This is a genomic window from Collinsella sp. AM44-11 (assembly GCF_003467145.1).
Lineage (GTDB): Bacteria > Actinomycetota > Coriobacteriia > Coriobacteriales > Coriobacteriaceae > Collinsella.
This window is the reverse complement of sequence record NZ_QSFE01000011.1, coordinates 33,352-52,502: the sequence shown is the minus strand read 5'-3', so window position 1 is coordinate 52,502 and position 19,151 is coordinate 33,352. Positions and strand designations below refer to the sequence as shown.

General features: G+C 59.0%; 18 protein-coding genes. 9 read left to right on the top strand and 9 right to left on the bottom strand.

The features are described 5' to 3' along the window. Positions 1–197 precede the first annotated feature (197 nt). From DW943_RS07860 to DW943_RS07845, 4 genes are all read left to right on the top strand, one after another. Positions 198–776 carry a methylated-DNA--[protein]-cysteine S-methyltransferase gene (locus DW943_RS07860; RefSeq protein ID WP_233543630.1) on the top strand — a complete coding sequence of 193 codons (579 nt, stop codon included), beginning with the start codon at positions 198–200 and terminating at the stop codon, positions 774–776. Between the two features lie 228 nt (positions 777–1,004). Continuing rightward, positions 1,005–1,688: a response regulator transcription factor gene (locus DW943_RS07855; protein ID WP_117648274.1), complete on the top strand. Its 684-nt coding sequence runs from the start codon at positions 1,005–1,007 to the stop codon at positions 1,686–1,688. Positions 1,689–1,690: 2 nt separating this feature from the next. After that, positions 1,691–3,052, top strand: coding sequence for a cell wall metabolism sensor histidine kinase WalK (locus tag DW943_RS07850; protein ID WP_117862689.1), 1,362 nt, complete (start codon positions 1,691–1,693; stop codon positions 3,050–3,052). Between the two features lie 166 nt (positions 3,053–3,218). Then, positions 3,219–3,893: a TIGR00266 family protein gene (locus tag DW943_RS07845; protein ID WP_089572342.1), complete on the top strand. Its 675-nt coding sequence runs from the start codon at positions 3,219–3,221 to the stop codon at positions 3,891–3,893. Positions 3,894–3,962: 69 nt separating this feature from the next. Here DW943_RS07845 and DW943_RS07840 read toward each other — a convergent pair whose 3' ends face one another. The 3 genes from DW943_RS07840 to DW943_RS07835 all read right to left on the bottom strand — a co-directional run bounded on the left by DW943_RS07840 (position 3,963) and on the right by DW943_RS07835 (position 6,031). Further along, positions 3,963–4,913 carry a chloride channel protein gene (locus DW943_RS07840; RefSeq protein ID WP_304999793.1) on the bottom strand — a complete coding sequence of 317 codons (951 nt, stop codon included), beginning with the start codon at positions 4,911–4,913 and terminating at the stop codon, positions 3,963–3,965. Between the two features lie 12 nt (positions 4,914–4,925). Continuing rightward, complete coding sequence (locus DW943_RS10600) at positions 4,926–5,207, bottom strand: hypothetical protein (RefSeq protein ID WP_199572838.1); 282 nt, start codon at positions 5,205–5,207, stop codon at positions 4,926–4,928. A gap of 185 nt (positions 5,208–5,392) precedes the next feature. Next, entirely contained in the window at positions 5,393–6,031 is a 639-nt protein-coding gene (locus tag DW943_RS07835) for a GyrI-like domain-containing protein (RefSeq protein WP_117654964.1), read from the bottom strand. Positions 6,032–6,302: 271 nt separating this feature from the next. Between DW943_RS07835 and DW943_RS07830 the strand changes: the two genes are divergently transcribed. Together DW943_RS07830 and DW943_RS07825 are read left to right on the top strand one after the other, a co-directional pair. After that, on the top strand, positions 6,303–7,004 hold the full coding sequence (locus DW943_RS07830) for an ABC transporter ATP-binding protein (RefSeq protein ID WP_117862688.1): 702 nt from the start codon (positions 6,303–6,305) through the stop codon (positions 7,002–7,004). 5 nt (positions 7,005–7,009) lie between these two features. Then, positions 7,010–9,775, top strand: coding sequence for an FtsX-like permease family protein (locus DW943_RS07825; RefSeq protein ID WP_233543629.1), 2,766 nt, complete (start codon positions 7,010–7,012; stop codon positions 9,773–9,775). A 116-nt stretch (positions 9,776–9,891) separates the two neighbouring features. Here the strand turns inward: DW943_RS07825 and DW943_RS07820 are convergent, their stop codons facing one another. The 4 genes from DW943_RS07820 to DW943_RS07805 all read right to left on the bottom strand — a co-directional run bounded on the left by DW943_RS07820 (position 9,892) and on the right by DW943_RS07805 (position 14,287). After that, the gene (locus DW943_RS07820) at positions 9,892–10,212 is read right to left on the bottom strand and encodes a multidrug transporter (RefSeq protein ID WP_117862687.1); all 321 of its coding nucleotides are present in this window, start codon (positions 10,210–10,212) and stop codon (positions 9,892–9,894) included. Positions 10,213–10,660: 448 nt separating this feature from the next. Further along, a complete protein-coding gene (locus DW943_RS07815; protein ID WP_117862686.1) occupies positions 10,661–11,590 on the bottom strand; it encodes a helix-turn-helix domain-containing protein in 930 nt (309 codons plus the stop codon). A gap of 392 nt (positions 11,591–11,982) precedes the next feature. Further along, positions 11,983–13,062, bottom strand: coding sequence for a 6-phosphofructokinase (locus DW943_RS07810; RefSeq protein ID WP_117584154.1), 1,080 nt, complete (start codon positions 13,060–13,062; stop codon positions 11,983–11,985). A gap of 139 nt (positions 13,063–13,201) precedes the next feature. Continuing rightward, a complete protein-coding gene (locus DW943_RS07805) occupies positions 13,202–14,287 on the bottom strand; it encodes a carcinine hydrolase/isopenicillin-N N-acyltransferase family protein (protein ID WP_117862685.1) in 1,086 nt (361 codons plus the stop codon). A 161-nt stretch (positions 14,288–14,448) separates the two neighbouring features. On the opposite strand from DW943_RS07805, the gene DW943_RS07800 reads away from it, so the two are divergent. The 3 genes from DW943_RS07800 to DW943_RS07790 all read left to right on the top strand — a co-directional run bounded on the left by DW943_RS07800 (position 14,449) and on the right by DW943_RS07790 (position 16,914). Next, entirely contained in the window at positions 14,449–15,834 is a 1,386-nt protein-coding gene (locus tag DW943_RS07800; RefSeq protein ID WP_233543628.1) for a M18 family aminopeptidase, read from the top strand. Between the two features lie 215 nt (positions 15,835–16,049). Next, on the top strand, positions 16,050–16,430 hold the full coding sequence (locus DW943_RS07795) for a translation repressor RelB (RefSeq protein WP_117862684.1): 381 nt from the start codon (positions 16,050–16,052) through the stop codon (positions 16,428–16,430). After that, on the top strand, positions 16,423–16,914 hold the full coding sequence (locus DW943_RS07790) for a PIN domain-containing protein (RefSeq protein ID WP_117862683.1): 492 nt from the start codon (positions 16,423–16,425) through the stop codon (positions 16,912–16,914). Before DW943_RS07795 ends, DW943_RS07790 begins: the two co-directional genes overlap by 8 nt. Before the next feature lie 179 nt (positions 16,915–17,093). Here the strand turns inward: DW943_RS07790 and DW943_RS07785 are convergent, their stop codons facing one another. Together DW943_RS07785 and map are read right to left on the bottom strand one after the other, a co-directional pair. Beyond that, positions 17,094–18,029, bottom strand: coding sequence for a D-2-hydroxyacid dehydrogenase (locus DW943_RS07785; RefSeq protein ID WP_117563850.1), 936 nt, complete (start codon positions 18,027–18,029; stop codon positions 17,094–17,096). A 129-nt stretch (positions 18,030–18,158) separates the two neighbouring features. Then, the gene (gene map / locus DW943_RS07780) at positions 18,159–19,046 is read right to left on the bottom strand and encodes a type I methionyl aminopeptidase (protein WP_117862682.1); all 888 of its coding nucleotides are present in this window, start codon (positions 19,044–19,046) and stop codon (positions 18,159–18,161) included. Positions 19,047–19,151: the final 105 nt, after the last annotated feature.

Genomic DNA, 19,151 nt, shown 5'->3' with positions numbered 1-19,151 from the left:
TTCGCGCCTGCTGCCTGGGGTGACTTTGGGGCGCGGCCGGCAGCTGTGGCGCGTTGCGCCTGCTGCCTGCGGGGACTTTGGGGTCGTGCGGCAGCTGCGGCGCTGTCGCGCTTGCTGCCTTGGGTGACTTTGGGGTCGATTGGGGTTGTCTGCACAATTCGCGGTATTATGTTGCGGAGTTTTGAAAGGAGCCGCTGGTGGTCACGACGACATTTGCCTCGCCTTTGGGCGAAATCTTGCTTGCCGCTGATGGCCGCGGTCTGACGGGGCTTTGGTTTGAGGGGCAGGAGCACTTTGGTTCCACGCTTCTCCGGGAAGACTCCGAACATGTTGAAGGCGCCGACGCGGTTTCCGGTACCGGTGGAATATCTTTGGTGAATCCCGCAAATGGTGCGGCCTCCTCGATGCTCGAGCGTTCTTGGGCTTGGTTGAATGCTTATTTTGCAGGGCAGGAGCCTCGGTATACGCCGCCGTTGCATTTGATTGGCACGGCGTTTCAGCGTGAAGTCTGGTACGAGCTGCTTTCTATCCCGCGTGGCGAGGTCGCTACGTATGGCGAGATCGCCCAGCGTGTTGCCGCCCGCCATCGGGTGCCGGGGAACGAGGCACCCGTTGTATCTCCCCGTGCTGTGGGGGCTGCGGTCGCGCGTAATCCCATTTCGATTATCGTGCCGTGCCATCGCGTAGTTGCCGCCGATGGTTCGCTCAACGGATATGCCGGCGGGCTTGACCGCAAGGAGTGGCTGCTTCGGCTTGAGGGCGCGTACGAGGAGTAACGCTCGAGCACTTTGCATAACTAGGACGCCGTGAAAGGACGAGTCACTGTCCCTTCGCGCCCGGCATGCGTCAAAGCGCTCGACACGTGCGCCTTAAGTTTGGCTAAGCCACATCCTGCGTATTTAAAAACGCGCAGGTTGAGCAGCTAAGGCTGCGCTAAGGCGGTTGACGGTACGCTATCATCGGCAGTATCGAAACCTGTAGAGCCATGCGCCAAAGGAGCAACTATGAAGCTGATGCTTGCCGAGGACGAACCTGGTCTCTCCCGCGCCCTCACCGCGATTCTTCAACATAGCGACTACGAGGTTGACACCGCCCTCGACGGCTTGACGGCGCTCGAGAATCTACTCACCAACGATTACGACGCCGCAATCCTGGACATCATGATGCCCGGCATGGACGGCATCGAGGTGCTCAAGCGTACACGCGCCGCCGGAAAGCGACTGCCCATCATCATGCTCACGGCAAAAAGCGAGGTGTCCGATAAGGTCGAGGGCCTGGATGCCGGTGCCAACGATTACCTGACCAAGCCGTTTGCCGCCAAGGAACTGCTTGCGCGTATTCGTGCCATGACGCGTGCCGCGACGGCAATTGACGCCACGACGCTCAGCGTGGGTAACGTGCGCCTCGACACGGCGGCTTGCACGCTTGTGGGACCCTTGGGCGAGGAGCACCTGGCCAATCGCGAGTTTCAGCTTATGGAACTCTTTATGCGCAACGCCGGCACGCGCATGCCCACTGAACGTCTGATGCTCGAGGTTTGGGGTGAGGACGCGCCCGAAGGCGCCAACGTGGTGTGGGTCTATATCTCGTACCTGCGCAAAAAGCTGACGGCGCTTGGCGCCAACGTTGCCATTCGCGCGTCGCGTAACCAGGGCTATTCGCTCGAGGTTGTCGAGGAAGGCGAATAAGCGTGAGCGCGAGCGCGTGGTGCAAGCGCATGACGGAGTGGTTTCACGCCGCCTCGAGTAGTAAGGGGCGGGCTAATTCTGTTGACGTATTGGGCCGCCGTCTGCGTCGCAAGTTTATCCTCGTTGCCATGGGCGCCGTGACCGTGGTGCTCACGCTCATCATCGCCGGCATCAACATCGTCAATTATTCGCATGTCTGCAAGATGGCCGACGCTCGCCTGGACTATATTCTGGCGGGCAAGGACGGTATCGATTGGGGGGACGAGCCTAAAGCCGAGCCCGCTAATGGCAAGGATGCCGGCGATAGCCAAGCGGGCGTTCGCATCAGACACTTCGAAGGCATGACGGCGGAGTCTCCCTTCGACACGCGCTACTTTACGGTGACGATTGACGCCGGACAGGTTGCCGATGTCAATACGGCCCGCATTGCCGCGGTTGGTGCCAAGCGCGCCGCCAGTATTGCCGCAAGGCTGCATGCCAAGGGCTGGACCTCGGGCTTCTCTGGCAATTATCGTTATATGACCGACGTCCAGGACGACGAGATCACCTATGTGTTCGTGGACTGCTCGCGCGAGCTTGCAAGCTTTCATTCGTTTTTGAGCGCGAGCGTGGCGATCAGTTACATTGGCTGGCTGGCGGTGCTGGCAATTGTGGCGGGTGCCTCGGGCGCGGTGATTCGACCGATGGTCGAGAGCTACAGCAAGCAAAAGCGCTTTATTACCGATGCGAGCCACGAGATCAAGACGCCGCTGGCTGTAATTGACGCCGCCAATGAGGTACAAGAGATCGAGAGCGGCGAAAGTGAGTGGACGCAGAGCATTCACGAGCAGGTTGCGCGGCTGACGGCGCTCACGGAACGTCTAGTGTTTTTGGCACGTATGGACGAGGGCTCGGCGGGCTTTACCATGACATCGATCGATCTTTCGGAGGCCGTGGACAAGGCTGCGGCGCCGTTTGAATCGGTGGCGGTTTCGCGCGGCAAGCGTCTGTCGACGTCGATTGCGTGCGGCGTGCGGGCCCATGCCGATGCTGCGGCGGTGGCGCAGGTGGTTGAGCTGCTTCTGGACAACGCCACGCGCTATGCGAGCGAGGGCAGCGTGATTGAGCTGAGCCTGCGTGCCGTTTCGCGCGTTCAGGGTAAGGGCGCCACCGAGCTTGTCGTATCGAACGCCGTGGACGAGCTGCCCGAAGGCGACCTAGATCGATTGTTCGACCGCTTCTATCGTGCGGACGTGTCGCGCAGCTCCAAGACGGGCGGCTCGGGCGTGGGCCTATCCGTGGTGCGTGCCATCGCCGAAGCCCATGGCGGGAGCGCTTCTGTCTGCGGCCACGGTAACCAGATCACCTTCACCGTCCGCCTCTAAGACCTGCCAAAAAGGGACAGGTTTATTTTGGCAGGTTTTATCTGTGCAGACGGCAGCGGAGGCTGGCGGTGATCGGCGCCATGAACGCCACCGACCCAAATAAACGCACCTCTAACTGCTAAAATATGGACATCGTTGTTCGGCTCCCGAAGGAAAGGAGACGGTCATGCAGTACGAGATCGGCGGAGGGGCTTTCCCGGTTGTTACGTGCAACCTTAGCGACGGCGAATCCATGATCACCGAAAGCGGTGCCATGGTCTGGATGACCCCCAACATGGAGATGTCCACCTCGGGCGGTGGTATAGGCAAGATGTTCTCTAAGGCTTTTTCGGGTGAGGCGTTGTTCCAAAACATTTGGACCGCGCACGGCGATGGCATGATTGCGTTTGGCTCTTGCTTCCCCGGCCGCATTATACCGATCGAGATTGGCCCTGGTAAGAGCTGGATTTTGCAGAAGCGTTCGTTCCTTGCCGCGGAAAGTGGTGTTGAGCTGAGCATCCACTTTAACAAGAAGGCAAAGACCGGCGTCTTTGGCGGCGAGGGTTTTATCATGCAAAAGCTCACGGGCTCGGGTATTGCCTTTGCCGAGATCGACGGCGACCTAGTTGAGTACGAGCTTGCTGCTGGCCAGCAAATGATTGTAGATACCGGCAACGTGGCCGGCTTTGAGGAGACGGTGAGCATCGACGCGCAGATGGTCAAGGGCGTCAAAAACATCATGTTTGGCGGTGAAGGCGTGTTCAACACTGTGCTCACCGGTCCGGGGCGCATCTGGCTGCAGACAATGCCCATTTCCAATCTTGCGGCAGCAGTGGCTTCGATGACCAACAACAATAACTAATCGTGTATAGGATGACGCGCGCGGCGGGCCCGGCCTGTCGTGCGCGTTTTTTGGTGGCAAACGCCCTGTTTATCGGGTGCGGCTGTGCTCCTGCAGCGCATAGATCGACTTATCCATGTTGAACAGGTAAGCCACGACGCAGACAATAAAGAACATCGGCAAGTTGCCAAAGCCGAAGACCTCGCAGCCAATGAGGATCGGCGCGAGTAGCGTGTTGGTGGCGCTGCCAAAGACGGCGGCATAACCCAGCGCGGCGCAGAGCTCGACGGGCATGCCGAGAATCCCGGCGAGCATGACACCCAGACTGGCCCCGATGGAGAACAGCGGCGTCACCTCGCCACCCTGATAACCTGCGGCAAGCGTGGCGATGGTGAGTGCGAATTTGAGCGCCCAGTCCCAAGGCATGATGGCGATCTTGCCTTCACCGTTGAGCGCCGCTGATATCAGGTTGGTGCCAAGTCCGCAGTATCGCCCCTGCCACAGTGCGAACAGGATCGCCGACAGCGCAAGGCCCATAACGGCAACGCGCATGTAAGGGTTGGGGAGCAGCCGCGCTGCAAGGGTCTTGGCATGGGCAAGGCACCAGGCAAAAGCTCCACCTACCATACCAAACGCGATACCCAACAGCGCCAGCCGCTCAAGACCGGGGAGGTCAAGCGCATATGAGGCGACAACGGCGACCTCAAACTTCTCGAGTCCCAAGGCGCCGGAAGTCATGCTTGCGGCGAGCGAGGCTGCGAGTGCGGGAAGCAACGCACGGTATTCCAAGCGTCCTGCGACCAGTACTTCGATGGCAAAGACCGTGGCGGCGAGAGGCGTTCGAAAGAGTCCGGCAAAGCCGGCGGCCATGCCAATAAGCAAAAACGTGTTGCCGGGGTCTCGGAAAGGCAGGCGTCGGCCGATCCAATGTGAGACGGTTGCGCCGATCTGCACGGCCACGCCCTCGCGTCCCGCACTGCCGCCAAAGAGGTGCGTCCCCCACGTGCTCAGCATAATGAGCGGCACCAAACGCGGGGAGATGGCTTTCTCGCGTCAGTGGCCCACGTCGAAAACCAGACTCATGCCGCGGTCGGTGCCCTTGCCCCAAGTGCGGTAGGCAAACACGATGGCAAGGCCCATAAGAGCGAGGAAGGGAAGGAGCAGCGTGATGTGCTCGTCGCGGAAGGCGCCGATTGCCAGGAGCACACGACCAAAAAGGGCACAGATGGCGCCAACGATAACGCCGATAGGGATTCCGACGGCGCCCATGAGCACAAGACCGCTATAGGTGTTGACCAGGCGTTTGATTCTGCTCGAAGCGCTGCTTTCTGACATTTTGCTTTCCGACACTTGCTCTCTTGATAGAAAAAGAGCTGGAGTTGCGCATCGTTGAGAGGCTTTCCAGCTTTAGCAAAACAAACTCATAAGATGCGACGGGCCGCGTCAAGATAATTACCGGACGGCCTAGGAGGCGGCTGGTTGGCCGGCTTAAAACCTAGCGCGTGAAATGACGCCCCACGCTATTCAGCGCGCTTGATAGGATGACGAACCACGGTCTTAAGTTTCTCCGGTGCGCATTTGCGTGGATCGGAGAGATAGATTTCGTGATGTAAACGGGTGTCTGAGAAGTCGGGAACATAGCCCAGCTCGGTCGTGTATTCATGCATAGCGTCTACGGTCGCCGGTTCGTTGTCGTAGGGCCCGGTGTGCATGCATTGAACGCAGAGACCCTCGTCAACTTTAAGCAGTTCGACGGCGGAAAAGTCCAGTTTCTTTTTGGTCGTGGCTTCCGCGACTGCCCAGTCAAAGTCATCTCGGGTGACGAAATCGGGCAGGCGGATGCACGAGATAAAGTTGAAATTGTCCTTGCGTACATAATCGATGCCGCCGCTCGGGGACTCTTGCCACCAGAAACCCTCGAGCGGCGGTACCACAAAGTCGAAATAGCCCTCGATACTCCTTGAGCCTTTCTTCGACATCTTGACGGTATAGGCGATGCCGTAAAGTAGCGGCAGGGCGTTTTGATACTCGCCACCTTCGGTATTTGGGTCGCCCTTTCCGCGAACGGCAACGTAGCTCATAGGCGGGACTGTTACGATGCTCGGCTTGCTTGCAGGTTTGTAGAGCTCCTTGCATTCCTTCTTAAAGTCGAACGCCATGTTGGCCGCCTTTCTGCGTATTGGCCTGCTTAGATAGTTGAATCATATCATAGAAACGAACAGCTGTTCGAATGATTTGGCTGACAGATTGAGATGCGTGCGTTGTGTTTGGCGGTCGGCCTGACCCCGTTGATGATTTCTCGGCCTCCCCGGCGCCCTATCTATAGCTGCCGTTTCCCCATATAAAACCTGCCAAAATAAACCTGTCCCTTTTTGGTAGGTGGGAAATGGGTAATACTAAAGAGTTATCCGACCAGATGGGAATTAATCGATGGCCTATATCGAATTCAAAGACGTCATCAAGGCATACAGCGAGGGCGATGCCCGCATCCACGCGCTCGACGGCGCGAGCTTTACGGTCGAGCGCGGCGAGCTCGCCATCATTTTGGGTGCTTCGGGTGCCGGCAAGACCACGGCCCTCAACATTCTGGGCGGCATGGACACGGCAACTTCTGGCACCGTGACGGTGGACGGGCGTGACGTGAGCTCTGCCAACGAGGCTCAGCTTGTGGAATACCGTCGCGCCGATGTTGGCTTTGTCTTTCAGTTCTACAATCTGGTCCCTAACCTGACGGCGCTTGAGAACGTCGAACTCGCGGCGCAGATCTGCCCCGATTCGCTCGATGCCGAGCAAACGCTTCGCCAGGTTGGCCTGGGCGACCGCCTCGCTAACTTTCCGGCGCAGCTTTCGGGCGGCGAGCAGCAGCGCGTATCCATCGCCCGCGCGCTGGCTAAGAACCCCAAGCTGCTTTTGTGCGACGAGCCTACGGGTGCACTCGACTACAAAACCGGCAAGCAGATCTTGCAGCTGCTACAGGACACTTGCCGCAAGCAAGGCATTACGGTCATCATCATCACCCACAACTCTGCGCTGGCGCCCATGGCCGATCGCCTGATCCGCTTTAAGAGCGGCCGCGTGGAGAGCGAGACGATCCAGCAAAATCCTGTGCCTATCGAGACGATCGAGTGGTAGCGCCCATGAATCAGGACCGCCAAAACAGTCAACGCCGCGACGCGCAGAACACGGAGCGCGAGCAGGATTTTACGACCTACCGTACCGCCCAAAGCTCAAACGATATGGTGCCGACGGTTTTTCGCCGTGGCATCTACCGCACGATTCGCGGCAGCCTCAAACGCTTCTTGTCTATCGTTGTGATCACCGCGCTTGGCGTGAGCGTGATGTGCGGCCTTAAGGCGGGCTGCGAGGACCTGTGTGATTCGGTCGACGCCTATTTTGACCAGCAGAATGTCTATGACATCAACGTGCAGTCGACCTATGGTCTGACCGATGACGATATTGCCGCGATCCAAGAGGTCGATGGCGTCGAGACGGCCGAGGGCATCTATACCGAGACCGCCTATACCGCCGTGGGTACGACGCGCGAGCGTGTCGTCGTACAGAGCCTCTCCAAAGAGAATATTGACCAACCGGTGCTAGTGCGCGGCGAGCTGCCCGAGACTTCGGGCGAAGTGGCAGTGACCTCACGTTTTTTGAAGGCTTCGGGCAAGAAAATCGGCGATACGGTGAGCTTTGCCGCCAACGATGCGAGCTCGTCGAACCAAAGCGCCAAGGACCAGTTTGCCGATGGAGACTATACCATCACGGCCGAGGTTCTCGATCCCACCGACGTGAGCTCCGACTCGACAGTCAACGCCTTTCGCGCTGCTTCGACTGCGGACTACAAGTTCTACGTGAGCGAGGATGCCGCGACATCTTCTTCCTACTCCGCTGTCCACGTGGTCGTCGAGGGAGCCAAGAGCCTCAACTCCTATTCGGATGCCTACTCGGCAAAGATCAATGAGGTCAAGGGCAATATCGAGAAGATCCGCGAGGAGCGTGAGAAGGCGCGCACTCAGGAGCTGACGGTCGACACACCGGCGAGCTTGGACGCGGCTGAGCGTCAGGCGAATATGGTCTTTGGGATCGAGCAGGACAACATCAATCGCATGGCCGAGGGCAGCGACGAGCGTGCGCAGGCGCAAGCCGACCTGGACCAGCGCCGTGCCGCCGCCGACCAGCAGTTTGCCGATGCCCGCGCCGAGCTCTCTGACCTGGGCGAATGCACCTGGTACATCCAGGACCGCGGCAATATCGCAAGCTACTCGAGCATCGAGAGCGATAGTTCTTCGATCGAGGCCATCGCCACGGTGTTCCCGTTCATCTTCTTTATCGTCGCCGTGCTTATCAGCCTCACCACCGCCACCCGCATGGTCGAGGAGGAGCGCACGCTTATTGGCCTGTACAAGGCGCTCGGCTATTCACGCGGGCGTATCCTGTCCAAATATGTGGACTACTCGCTGTGGGCGTGTCTGATCGGTGGCGTGCTCGGCAATATCATCGGATTTGTGGGTCTGCCGCTGTTCTTGTTTACGGTGTTCGACGACATGTACTCGCTGCCCCAGATGCTACTTTCGTACGACATCGTGTCCTCGATCGTTTCGGTGGCGCTGTTTGCCGTGGGCGTGGTGGGAGCCACGATTATCGCCTGCCGCCACGAGATGGCCGAGACCCCTGCCTCGCTCATGCGCCCCAAGGCCCCGCGCGCCGGCTCGCGCATTCTGCTCGAGCGCATCGGCTTTATCTGGCACCGCATGAGCTTTTTGAACAAGGTCGCTGCACGCAACTTATTCCGCTACAAAAAGCGCGCCTTTATGACCATCTTCGGTATCGCCGGCTGCACGGCGCTCGTGATCTGCGGTATGGGTATTCGCGACACGTCGGTCGCGCTTTCGCCCAAGCAGTACGGTCACATCACACGCTACGATCTGCTGGCGGTCGCCAATCCTGACGATTTTTCGCAGACGTGCGCGGCGCTCGACGAGCGAAGCGCGGTCAAGGATTCCGGTGTGACCGTAACTTCGACGCTGCCGATCATGACTGACAACGTTACCTTTACGTTTGGCGGCAAGAGCGAGACCGTGCAGCTGATCGTGGTGCCCGATGACCGCACGAACGACCTGGACGACTATGTGCGCCTCGAAGACGAGTCCAAAGAGCCGCTGTCTTTGCGTGACGGAGACGTGTATCTGAGTAAGAGTTCACAGCTGGTGCTGGGGATTCAGCCGGGCGATACGGCACACGTCCAGGATTCGTCGCTCAATGTTGCCAAGGTCAAAGTCAGTGACATTTCGCTTAACTATCTGGGCAACACGCTTTACATGACGCAGGGCACCTATGAGCGCGCGTTCGGTCGAAGCGCACGCCTCAACGGCGTCTTTGTGCTGCTTAAGGGCTCGTCGGCCGACCAGATTGCGTTTAGCAAGAATCTTAAGAGCGACGGTTGGCTTACGATTTCGAGTACGGCCGAGCATTGGGAGAACTACGAAGCGAACTTTACGATTATCAATTCGGTCGTGGTGCTCGTGACCTTTATGGCGGCGTGCCTGTCGTTTGTGGTGGTGTTTACGCTGTCCAACACGAATATCTCCGAGCGCGAGCGCGAGCTGGCGACCATCAAGGTGCTGGGCTTCCGCCGTGGCGAGGTTCACCATTACGTTAACAAGGAGACGTTGATCCTCACGGCGATCGGAGCCACGCTGGGCGTACCGCTGGGCGGCTTGCTGGCCGAGAGTTTTACGTACATTTTGCAGATGCCGTCGCTGTACTTTGACGTCGAGGTCGAGCCGCTAAGCTACGTGCTCGCCGTGGTGCTTTCCTTTGGCTTTACGTTTATCGTCAACCTCGCCACCAACCGTACGCTCAACAAGATCGACATGGTCGGCGCCCTCAAGAGCGCCGAGTAACCTGCCAAATAGGGACAGGTTTATTTTGGCAGGTTTTATCTGGGCGAACGCCGGACAACCATTAGGTGGCCCAGCGTTCGCCCCGTTTTGCTGGGGATGTCTGTCGTTCAGTGCTCTTACTGGCCAATCCAGTGTTGCGCATAGCTCTTAATGTCCTCGGTAAAACCGTCAAGGTCGTCAAGGGTGATCACGCTGTCGATAAACAAATTGGCTATCTCGCGGTGCATTGTGCTGCGGCGAATGTCGTTTGCAATTACGCCTGAGGACAGCTTGTCTCTATTGAGGCGCTCTTCTAGTGTCCAAAATCTACTGGACGCTTCGCTGTCGCCGTTCAGCATCTCAACGTACTGGGCGATGAGCTTTTCCATATAACGTTCTTGCCATTGAGGAAGCATTTTCTTAAATAGCTTCCAGTCGCTTTCGGCTACGTCGCGCATATGTCCTCCGCTCGTCAAACGGGCTTTCCATTTGCCTTTCATTCTATTTGGTTTTCGCTCACAGGCGTGGATGAGAGGCTCTCTTTAGCCTTCGAGATTGGGCTTGTATGGGTCGTATGCCACAAAATGGGCCTATCTACTACGTTTGCTACCACACCCTCGACCGTGACAAAGATTATGAAATTAAAACCGCAGGTAGAGGGCTTGCCAATTTTCGGAAAAGGCGGGTATGGTCGGCCCTCTCGAGTTAAACGTAGTAAATAGGCCCTTTTCTTGGCGCGCGGTCAGCTCAATGCTAATCTCCGTGCCGGAACTGACCCAGTTGTTTGTAAGTTGCGGTGATATACGGACTGTTTGGCGCTTTGGAGCTTCAAAACAGTCCCTATCTCACCGCAACTTGGAAGGGGCAGGCGGTGTCGGATGAGTGGCGCTGGCTGGTTGGGGTGGTTTAGGCCTGTTTGCGGCACTTCCATTGTTTACGGCACCAACGCATGAGTGCTTTTACGACCGGGATGGTGATGAGTATTACCCAGGCGGGATGGGGTTGCCCCAGGCAGAGCCACATGTAGAGGAACCATGTCTCGGCACTGACTGAATAGACGACATCGATCAGCTTAGATAAGCGGCGTTGATCGATAAAGTCGCCAAGCGCGTAATAGACGGGAATCAAAAAGACGAGGAAGAGGCCCGTAGCCCATGTGCTGTAGACAATGCCGAGCACCAGATAGGCGAGAGCGACAAGTGCGGGGAAGGGGAATTTGTTCCATGCACGTCCGACCTTGGTGTGGAAATGCTTGCCATGATGGTCGAGCTTGTCGTGCGCCTCCTTCCAGCTGGAAAACGTCTCGCCGTCGATGGTGACGGTGCCATCGTCATTGGTATGCACGCTATGTCCATCGTCCTCAAGCGTATCGATATACAATCCGTCTGGCCCCACATGGACCTCTTCACCCTTGCGCTCGTTAGCCACATGGATGCCATTCCAACCAACATGGACCTCTTCGCCTTTGTTGGGATCAATAACGTGGATGCCGCGCGCGAGGGAAATATCGACAAGTGGCTTATCGCTGCAATCAGCGTGCTCAGCAGAAGCCTCAGCCTCATCTGAAGCTTTGGTGCCGGCGTTGCTGTTCCGTGCCTCATCATCAGTCTGCGAGTCATCAGTGCTATCCACCGCCTCCCCATACAGCAGCTCATCCAGCGACACGCCATACAGCGCGGCGAGCGCAATAAGGTTATCGGTATCGGGCGAAGATTCGCTGCGCTCCCATTTACTGACAGCCTGACGACTCACGCCCAGCTGGGCGGCAAGCGCCTCCTGAGAAAGCCCGGCAGCCTTGCGGCGATCAACGAGCCGCTGCGCCATCGCAAGATCCATGGTGGTTCCTTTCGTTTGATGGTCGAATCGAATGAGCCGAGTATGCCGAGAACAACCGGTAGCGACCACCATTTCTAGTTAGAATCTGCCCCAACCCTACCGCAACTACCGGTAGCAACCCCTAGCGACCAGCCATTTTAGGACAAATGTCAGTGCTACTCTCAGCTAAGAGCCTGCAACATCCCAAAATCTCAGCCCACGCACTTGCAGCAAGAAGACGAATAGCCTCGGCCTCCCTAGTTACCGCAGGAGGCCCCAGGGCTTTCCTCCCAAATCTTTCCGCAGGACGGAAGGACCCCGCCGCGCGAAGCGCGCAGCGGGGTCCTGACATATCCGAGGACGATTTGGGAGGAAAGCCCTGGGGCCTCCGATGAGAGCAGTTCCAGCCGAGGCTATTCGTCGCCGAAGCTGATGCCCAACGCCTTGGCCTCGCGTACCAGATCGCTCTGGGGGTCGACAAACTTGAGCTTGCCGGCGACCTCCTCGAGCGGCATGTGGCACATCTTGCCGTCACGCAGGGCAATCATGTAGCCAAACTCGCCGCGTAGGCAGCCAAGCGCTGCCTCGACGCCGCACTGGGTCGCAAAGATGCGGTCCTGGGCGTCGGGCTGGCCGCCGCGCTGCGTGTGACCGGGGATGGCGACGCGGGTCTCGCGACCGGTCTTGGCCTCGATCTCCTTGGCGATGTCGTACACGATTGACGGGCTCGTGCGCTCGGCGAGCTTCTTCTTGTACTCCTTCTTGGACAGTGCCGCGTCCTCCTTGGAGATGGCGCCCTCGGCGACGGCTACGATGGTAAAGCGGCTGCCGGTCTCCATGCGATGCTCGATGGTCTTGATGACGTTATCCATGTCGTAGGGGATCTCGGGAATCAGGATGACGTCCGCGCCGCCCGCGACGCCGGCATACAGCGGAATCCAACCGACCTTGTGGCCCATGATCTCGATGACAAACACGCGGCCGTGACTCGAGGCAGTGGTGTGGATGTCGTCGATGCACTTGGTGGCGACGTCGATGGCGCTCGTAAAGCCAAACGTCAGCTCGGTGCCCCAGGTGTCGTTATCGATGGTCTTGGGCAGGGCGATAACGTTGAGGCCCTCTTCGCGCAGGCGGTTGGCGGTCTTGGTGGAGCCGTTACCGCCCAGCATAAACAGGCAGTCGAGCTGCAGCTTATGATAGGTGTGGACCATTGCGGGCACCTTCTCGACGCCGTCGGCCTCGGGAATGTCCAGGCGCTTGAACGGCGTGCGGCTCGTGCCCAGGATGGTGCCGCCGCGGGTGAGGATGCCGCTAAAATCGGCGGGCGTCATGACGCGGAACCTGCTGTAGATAAGGCCCTGGTAGCCGTCCTCAAAACCATAGATCTCAATAGGCTCTTCGCTATTGGTCATAAGCGTTTTGACAATGCCGCGCATGGTGGCGTTGAGCGCTTGACAGTCGCCGCCACTGGTAAGAAGACCGATCCTAAGCATGATGAATCCTTCCGGGCAAGTTATAACATGCGCATAAGTTTACCCCCGCACACTGTTGATACGGGGGTAAAACGTGTTAGCTCAAGCGTATGGAAATGTAAGCAACGTCAGGGAACGTAAGGTCGACGGGCCTGGCTCCTTACAGTGCGAAGGCATCGACGTTGCCCCAGTGGCGGCGCAGCGTGATGGCGGCAGCGGGCTCGGTATTGTCAAAGACGACCGACCATTGCGTATTGCTGGTGATGTCTTCCGGATTGGGCTCTTGCGCTGCGGCTCGCAGGGCTTCCCAGGCAATCGTTTCGTCCTGGGCACCGACATGGGCGTCAAGGACATCGGCGATGGCGATGGCGCGCTCTTTGCCATGGCCCAGCTCGCCATTCTTTTGGTTGGGCAGCACTTCGTCGCCATAGCAGGCGTAGAAGTTCGTGACCTGGCGTACGGGCGTCGCCTTGCATGCACGGTCGGGATCGCGCGGATCCCACTCCACCACCCGCGCGTCACCGGCGGCGTCGTTGATAAAGAAGTGATAGTCGCGTCCGGCCATGGCGTGCATGTCGTAGGCAGAAAGCAGGTCGACGGCCTCCTGCGTGGTGGCCGCGCGGTCGAGCACCAGACGGATGGCGAGCGAAGTGTTGATGACGGGGCGTTGCGTGTCCTGGTCACAGGGCTTGGAATCCAGAGTGAGTACGGCAATGGACACGCCGCATTTGTTAACACCGTCGAGCTGGGCAAACGGGCCCATGAGTGCGGCGGCACGTCCGGCGACGGAGTCAAGCGGAGTGTTATCGCCCAGGTTGTTAAGGGCGGCAAACCCGATGGAGGCATAGCCGCCGCGTGGGTGATTGCGCACCAGCAGCGCCGAGGTGTCGTCCTTAAAGTCGTAATTGCGACCGGTGCGCACGCGGCCTTCGGCATCTACGGCGGCAAAAGCGCTGCAGGCAAACTGGGGCGCCTGGACATGTGCCGGCGCACCGGGCAGCACCTGCGCCACCACGGCATCGATGTAGGCCTGGTCGTCGCACACGCCAGCGGCGATGATGCGATCAAGATCGTAGCCGTAGGCGATGTCGATTGCGTACAGGTCATAGCCATCCGCATAGTCGGTCAAGCGTTTGAGCGACGCGACGGACTTGATTTGCTTGCGGTAAACGATGCCGGTGGCAGCGGCAAGGCCGACGGCGGCTCCCGCGACACCGCAGGCGATGGCAATGTTACGTGGCTTCATGACGGCTCCTCTCGTCCTGTTAGCGCAATTGTCGCAAAAGGAGCGCGGGCATGATGGCTCAACTTGGTGAGCGGTGCGGAATTAAGCACGGAATGAAGAGTGCGGCACTGGCGTGGCGGGGTATGCTGGAGGGGACCATCAACCCAGCGAAAGGGGAGAGCATGACGGATCAGGAAACGCCCGAGCGCGTGCATGTGACGGCCGACGATATCGAGGCCGCCAACGACCTTATCGACTTTATCGAGGCATGCCCCAGCATGTTCCATACGGCGGCGACCATTATGGCCGAGCTCGACGAGGCGGGCTTTACCTACCTGCCCGAGAATGCGGCGTGGGATATCGAACCGGGCGGGCGTTATTACACGCAGCGCAACACCTCGAGCGTCGTTGCCTTTAAGGTGGGCGAGGACCTGGCTTCGACGTGGGGCGAGGACGGCGTTGCCGGTGACTATCATTTTCAGCTCACGGCGTCGCACAGCGACTCGCCGACGTTTAAGGTCAAGGCCGTGCCCGAGCTCGACGGTGCGGGCGAGATGCTGCGCCTGAACACCGAGGCCTACGGCGGCATGATCGACTACACCTGGTTCGACCGCCCGCTGGCGCTCGCGGGCCGCGTGCTGGTGCGCGAGGGCGACCGTATTGAGAGCCGCCTGCTCGCCACCGAGCGCGAGGTCGCTATCATTCCGAGTCTTGCTATCCATATGAACCGCGGCGTTAACGAGGGCTTTGCTCCCAATCGCGCCGTCGACCTGTGCCCGCTCATCAGCGCCGGTGATCTTAAGCAGGGAGATTTTGACGCCCTGATTGCCGACGAGCTGGACGTTGAGCCCGATCAGATTTTGGGTCGCGATCTGTTCCTGGTCAATCGTCAGGATGCACGTATTTGGGGCTGGGCTGACGAGTTTATCTCGACGCCCAAGCTCGACGACCTGGCCTGCGCCTACACCTCGCTGCAGGCATTTTTGGGTGCCGAGAATGCGCACGACGTTTCGGTCTTTTGCTGCTTTGATAACGAGGAGGTTGGCTCCGAGACCAAGCAGGGCGCCATGTCGACGTTCTTGGCCGACGCGCTGCGCCGCATCAACGGGTCGCTGGGCTTCGATGACGAGTCGTACCACCGCGCACTTGCCGCTTCGATGCTCGTGAGCTGCGACAACGCGCATGCCGTGCACCCCAACCACGCCGAGAAGTGCGATGCCCGCAACCGGGTTGTGCTTAACGGCGGCATCGTCATCAAGGAAGCCGCCAACCAGCACTATTGCACCGATGCCTTTAGCCGCGCGGTGTTCCAGGCTATCTGCGATGACGCCGACGTGCCCACGCAGGCCTTTGCCAACAAGAGCGATATGGCCGGCGGCTCCACGCTCGGCAATCTGTCCAATATGCAGGCGAGCATGCATGCCGTGGACGTGGGCCTGCCGCAGCTGGCCATGCACTCGAGCTACGAGACCGGCGGCGTGCGCGACGTGATGTACGCCATCCGCGCCCTCACCGCCTTCTACGAGCGCGACCTGACCATCAACGGAGCCGAAAGCGTGGAGCTCTAATACCTGCCAAAAAGGGACAGGTTCATTTTGGCAGGTTTTATCTGGGCGAATGCAAAGGGTGAAACCGAACTAGATCGGCGATACGTGGCCGCCGAGGTGCAGTGCGCCTCGGCGGCTTTTTGTGTACAGAGTACGGCTAATGCTTATAAATGCTATACATGCTTTACGTATCTACCATAGAGCTTTATGATATTTTGAAGTATTAAGGAGGGGTCATGACCACAACAGCCGCTCAGATCAACGTACGTCTCGATGCCGATCTTAAAAGGAGTGGGGACGCCGCTCTCTCCAAGGCCGGTATGACGCCGAGCCAAGCGGTGCGAGCGCTCTGGCAGCTTGCAGCGTCGCTGGCCGATCGCCCCGGTGCGCTCGAGGGTATCCTGCTGCCCAGCCGTGCCCGGGCGGAACAGCGCGAGCGCGAAAAGGCCGCCAAACGTAAGCTCGAGCTTATGGATCAGGGGTCGAAGCTGTTCGCTGCCGCTTGCTGTGAGTCGGGAATCGATATGGTCAAGGCTCAGCCATCGGACGACGAAGGGCTCAAACGGAATGCCTATGCGGATCGCTATGGCGAGGAGATGAGCTGGCTCTATGAGTGAGACTCCAAAGCGCATCTTGGTTGACACCAACGTGTGGCTCGATTACTTCATTCCCTCACGACGTGGTCGTTCGGTGGCGATTGAGTTTTTACGCGATGCATGCACGGCGCAGGTTGATTTGCTGTATGCGGCGACATCGTCCAAAGACCTGTTTTATTTGATTTCAAGCGAACATAAGGCATGGTATCGGCGCGAGCATGGTTCGCTTTCCCAAGATGCCGCTGCGGCAGCGACATCGCTTGCATGGGATTGTCTTGGCGTGCTTTCGCAGCTTGCCACGCCAGTGCCCTGTGACCTGAGCGACATATGGATGGCGAGCAGGCAGCGTGAACTCCATAGCGATTACGAAGACGATTTAATCATTGCGGCAGCGATACGCGCCCAAGCAGATTTACTGGTCACCAACGATGTCAAACTCTGTTCACACGCACCCGTCGCAGCAATGAGTGTAGAAGACGCAAAAAATTATTTAGCAACGCTCTAGCAATTTGAAGACCCTGCAGGTTGAGCAAACGTCAGCGAGAGCCCGCCAGAGTGAGCAAGGTGACGTGAAAGAGGAGGGCATAGGCCTTTTGGCCATGCCCGACGATTGAACGTCAGATTGCCGCTCTGGCGGGCTCGCAGCGTCGAGGGGTTCCGGCGTTTGGCAAAACGCCGGAACAATTAGTGTTCGATCCAGCAGCGCAGGGTCTCGCCGGCCTGCAGGTGACGCAGATTCTCCGCGGCGATGTCGACCACATTGTTGAGCGTAGCCTCCAAGTGGAACCAGCCCGAGACGTGCGGCGTGATGAGCATGTTGGGGGCATCCCACAACGGGCTTGTCTCAGGCAGCGGCTCGGGGTCGGTGACGTCGACCGCGGCGCCGGCGAGATGTCCCGACTCCAGGGCGGCAACCAGGTCGTCGGCAACCACAAGGTCGCCGCGGCCGCCGTTGGCAAAGAAGGTGCCCGGCTTCATCGCGGCAAAGAACTCGGCGTTCGCCAGGCAGCGGGTCTCGGGTGTGCTAGGCATAAAGGATGCGACGATGTCGGCCTCGGCCAGGCGCTCGGGTAGGGCGTCCATGCCGTCCATGTCCTCAAACACGATGGGGTAGACGAGCGGATGGCGCTTGATGCCGCGGACGTGTGCACCCATGCTGCGGCAGAGCGTGGCGAAGTGGCCGCCGATATCGCCCGCGCCCAGCACGAGCACATTGGCATTTTTGAGCGAAGTGACCGGCCCCAAATCCTCCCAGCGATGCTCGCGCTGCAAGTCGTGATAGCCAGGCAGACGCTTCATCATGGAAAGGACCATGGCAAACATGTGCTCGCTCACGGCCTGGCCGTAGGCGCCCACCGAGCAAGACAGTTTGGCGTCGGCTGGCACGGTGCCGGCGGCCAAGTAATCGTCATAGCCCGCGGTCTGTAGTTGCAGCAGCTGGAGGTGCTCGCATGCGGTAAGCAGGGCAGGGTCTATGTTGCCCAAGATCACGTCGGCGTTGACGACTTGTTCGCGCGTGATAGCGTCGGAGCTCGTGTAGATAAAGTCCTCGCCCGGAGCGCTCGACTCAAGAATTGCGCGATGGCGGTCGTTGACGGGCAGCAAAACCAGGATGTTCACAAGCAGTCCTCTCCGCTCAGCCTACCAAAAAGGGACAGGTTTATTTTGGCAGGTTTTATCGGGTAAAACGTTCAAATAAAACGCCGGATGCAAGACGAGCGTGCCCGTCAGCATCCGGCGCATCTACGGCTACCAGCTGAGCAGTTCGTAGCCGTCCTCGGTCACCACGAGCTGTACCTCGCACTGGGCCGAATCGCTGCCGTCCTTGGTGCGCACGCACCAACCATCGCCCTTGCTAATCTTGATGTCGGGCGCTCCGGCATTGACCATAGGCTCGATGGTAAAGACCATGCCCGGAGCCATGATGGTGTCCACATCGGGTGCCTCGGTGGTAAAGCCCACAAACGGGTCCTCGTGGAACTCCTTACCGATGCCGTGTCCGCCGTACTCGCGCACCACGCTAAAACCGGCGTCCTCGACCGTCTTTTGCACGGCCTCGGCCATGACGGAGAGCGGCAGCCATGGCTTGACGGCTGCCAGACCCGCCTCCACGCTGGCGCGGGTGACGTCGACCAGGCGCTGGCGCTCGGCCGAGACTTCGCCGATGCAGAACATACGGCTCGAGTCGCTAAAGTAGCCGTCCAAGATCGTGGAGCAGTCCACGTTGATAATGTCGCCCTCGTGCAGCACGTCCGTATCGCAGGGGATACCGTGGCAGACCACGTCGTTGATCGAGGTGCACACGCTCTTGGGATAGCCCTCGTAGTTGAGGTCGGCCGGCGTGCCACCGTGCTCGACGGTGTAGTCGTAGATCATCTGGTCGATCTGATTGGTGGTCATGCCCGCGGCGATGTGCTCGCCTACGTAGTCGAGCACGCCCACGTTGATGGCGGCGGAGCGCTTGATGCCCTCGATATCGGCGGGCGTCTTGTAGAGCGTGCGGGGCAGAACCTCCCAGCCCTCTTCCCACAAGCGTTCGAGGCGCTCATCAAAGACGCTATGGCATTTCTTGTATTTCTTGCCGCTGCCGCACCAGCAAGCGTCGTTGCGGCCGGGCACGGGTCCTTTGTCATACATGGCTAGCTTCCTTTCGTTCGCAGCTAGTATAGCCCACCCACGCGTCCATAAAAGTTTCGGTGATATAGTTCCGATTTAAGCGGTTTAACAGCACAAATAGGAACT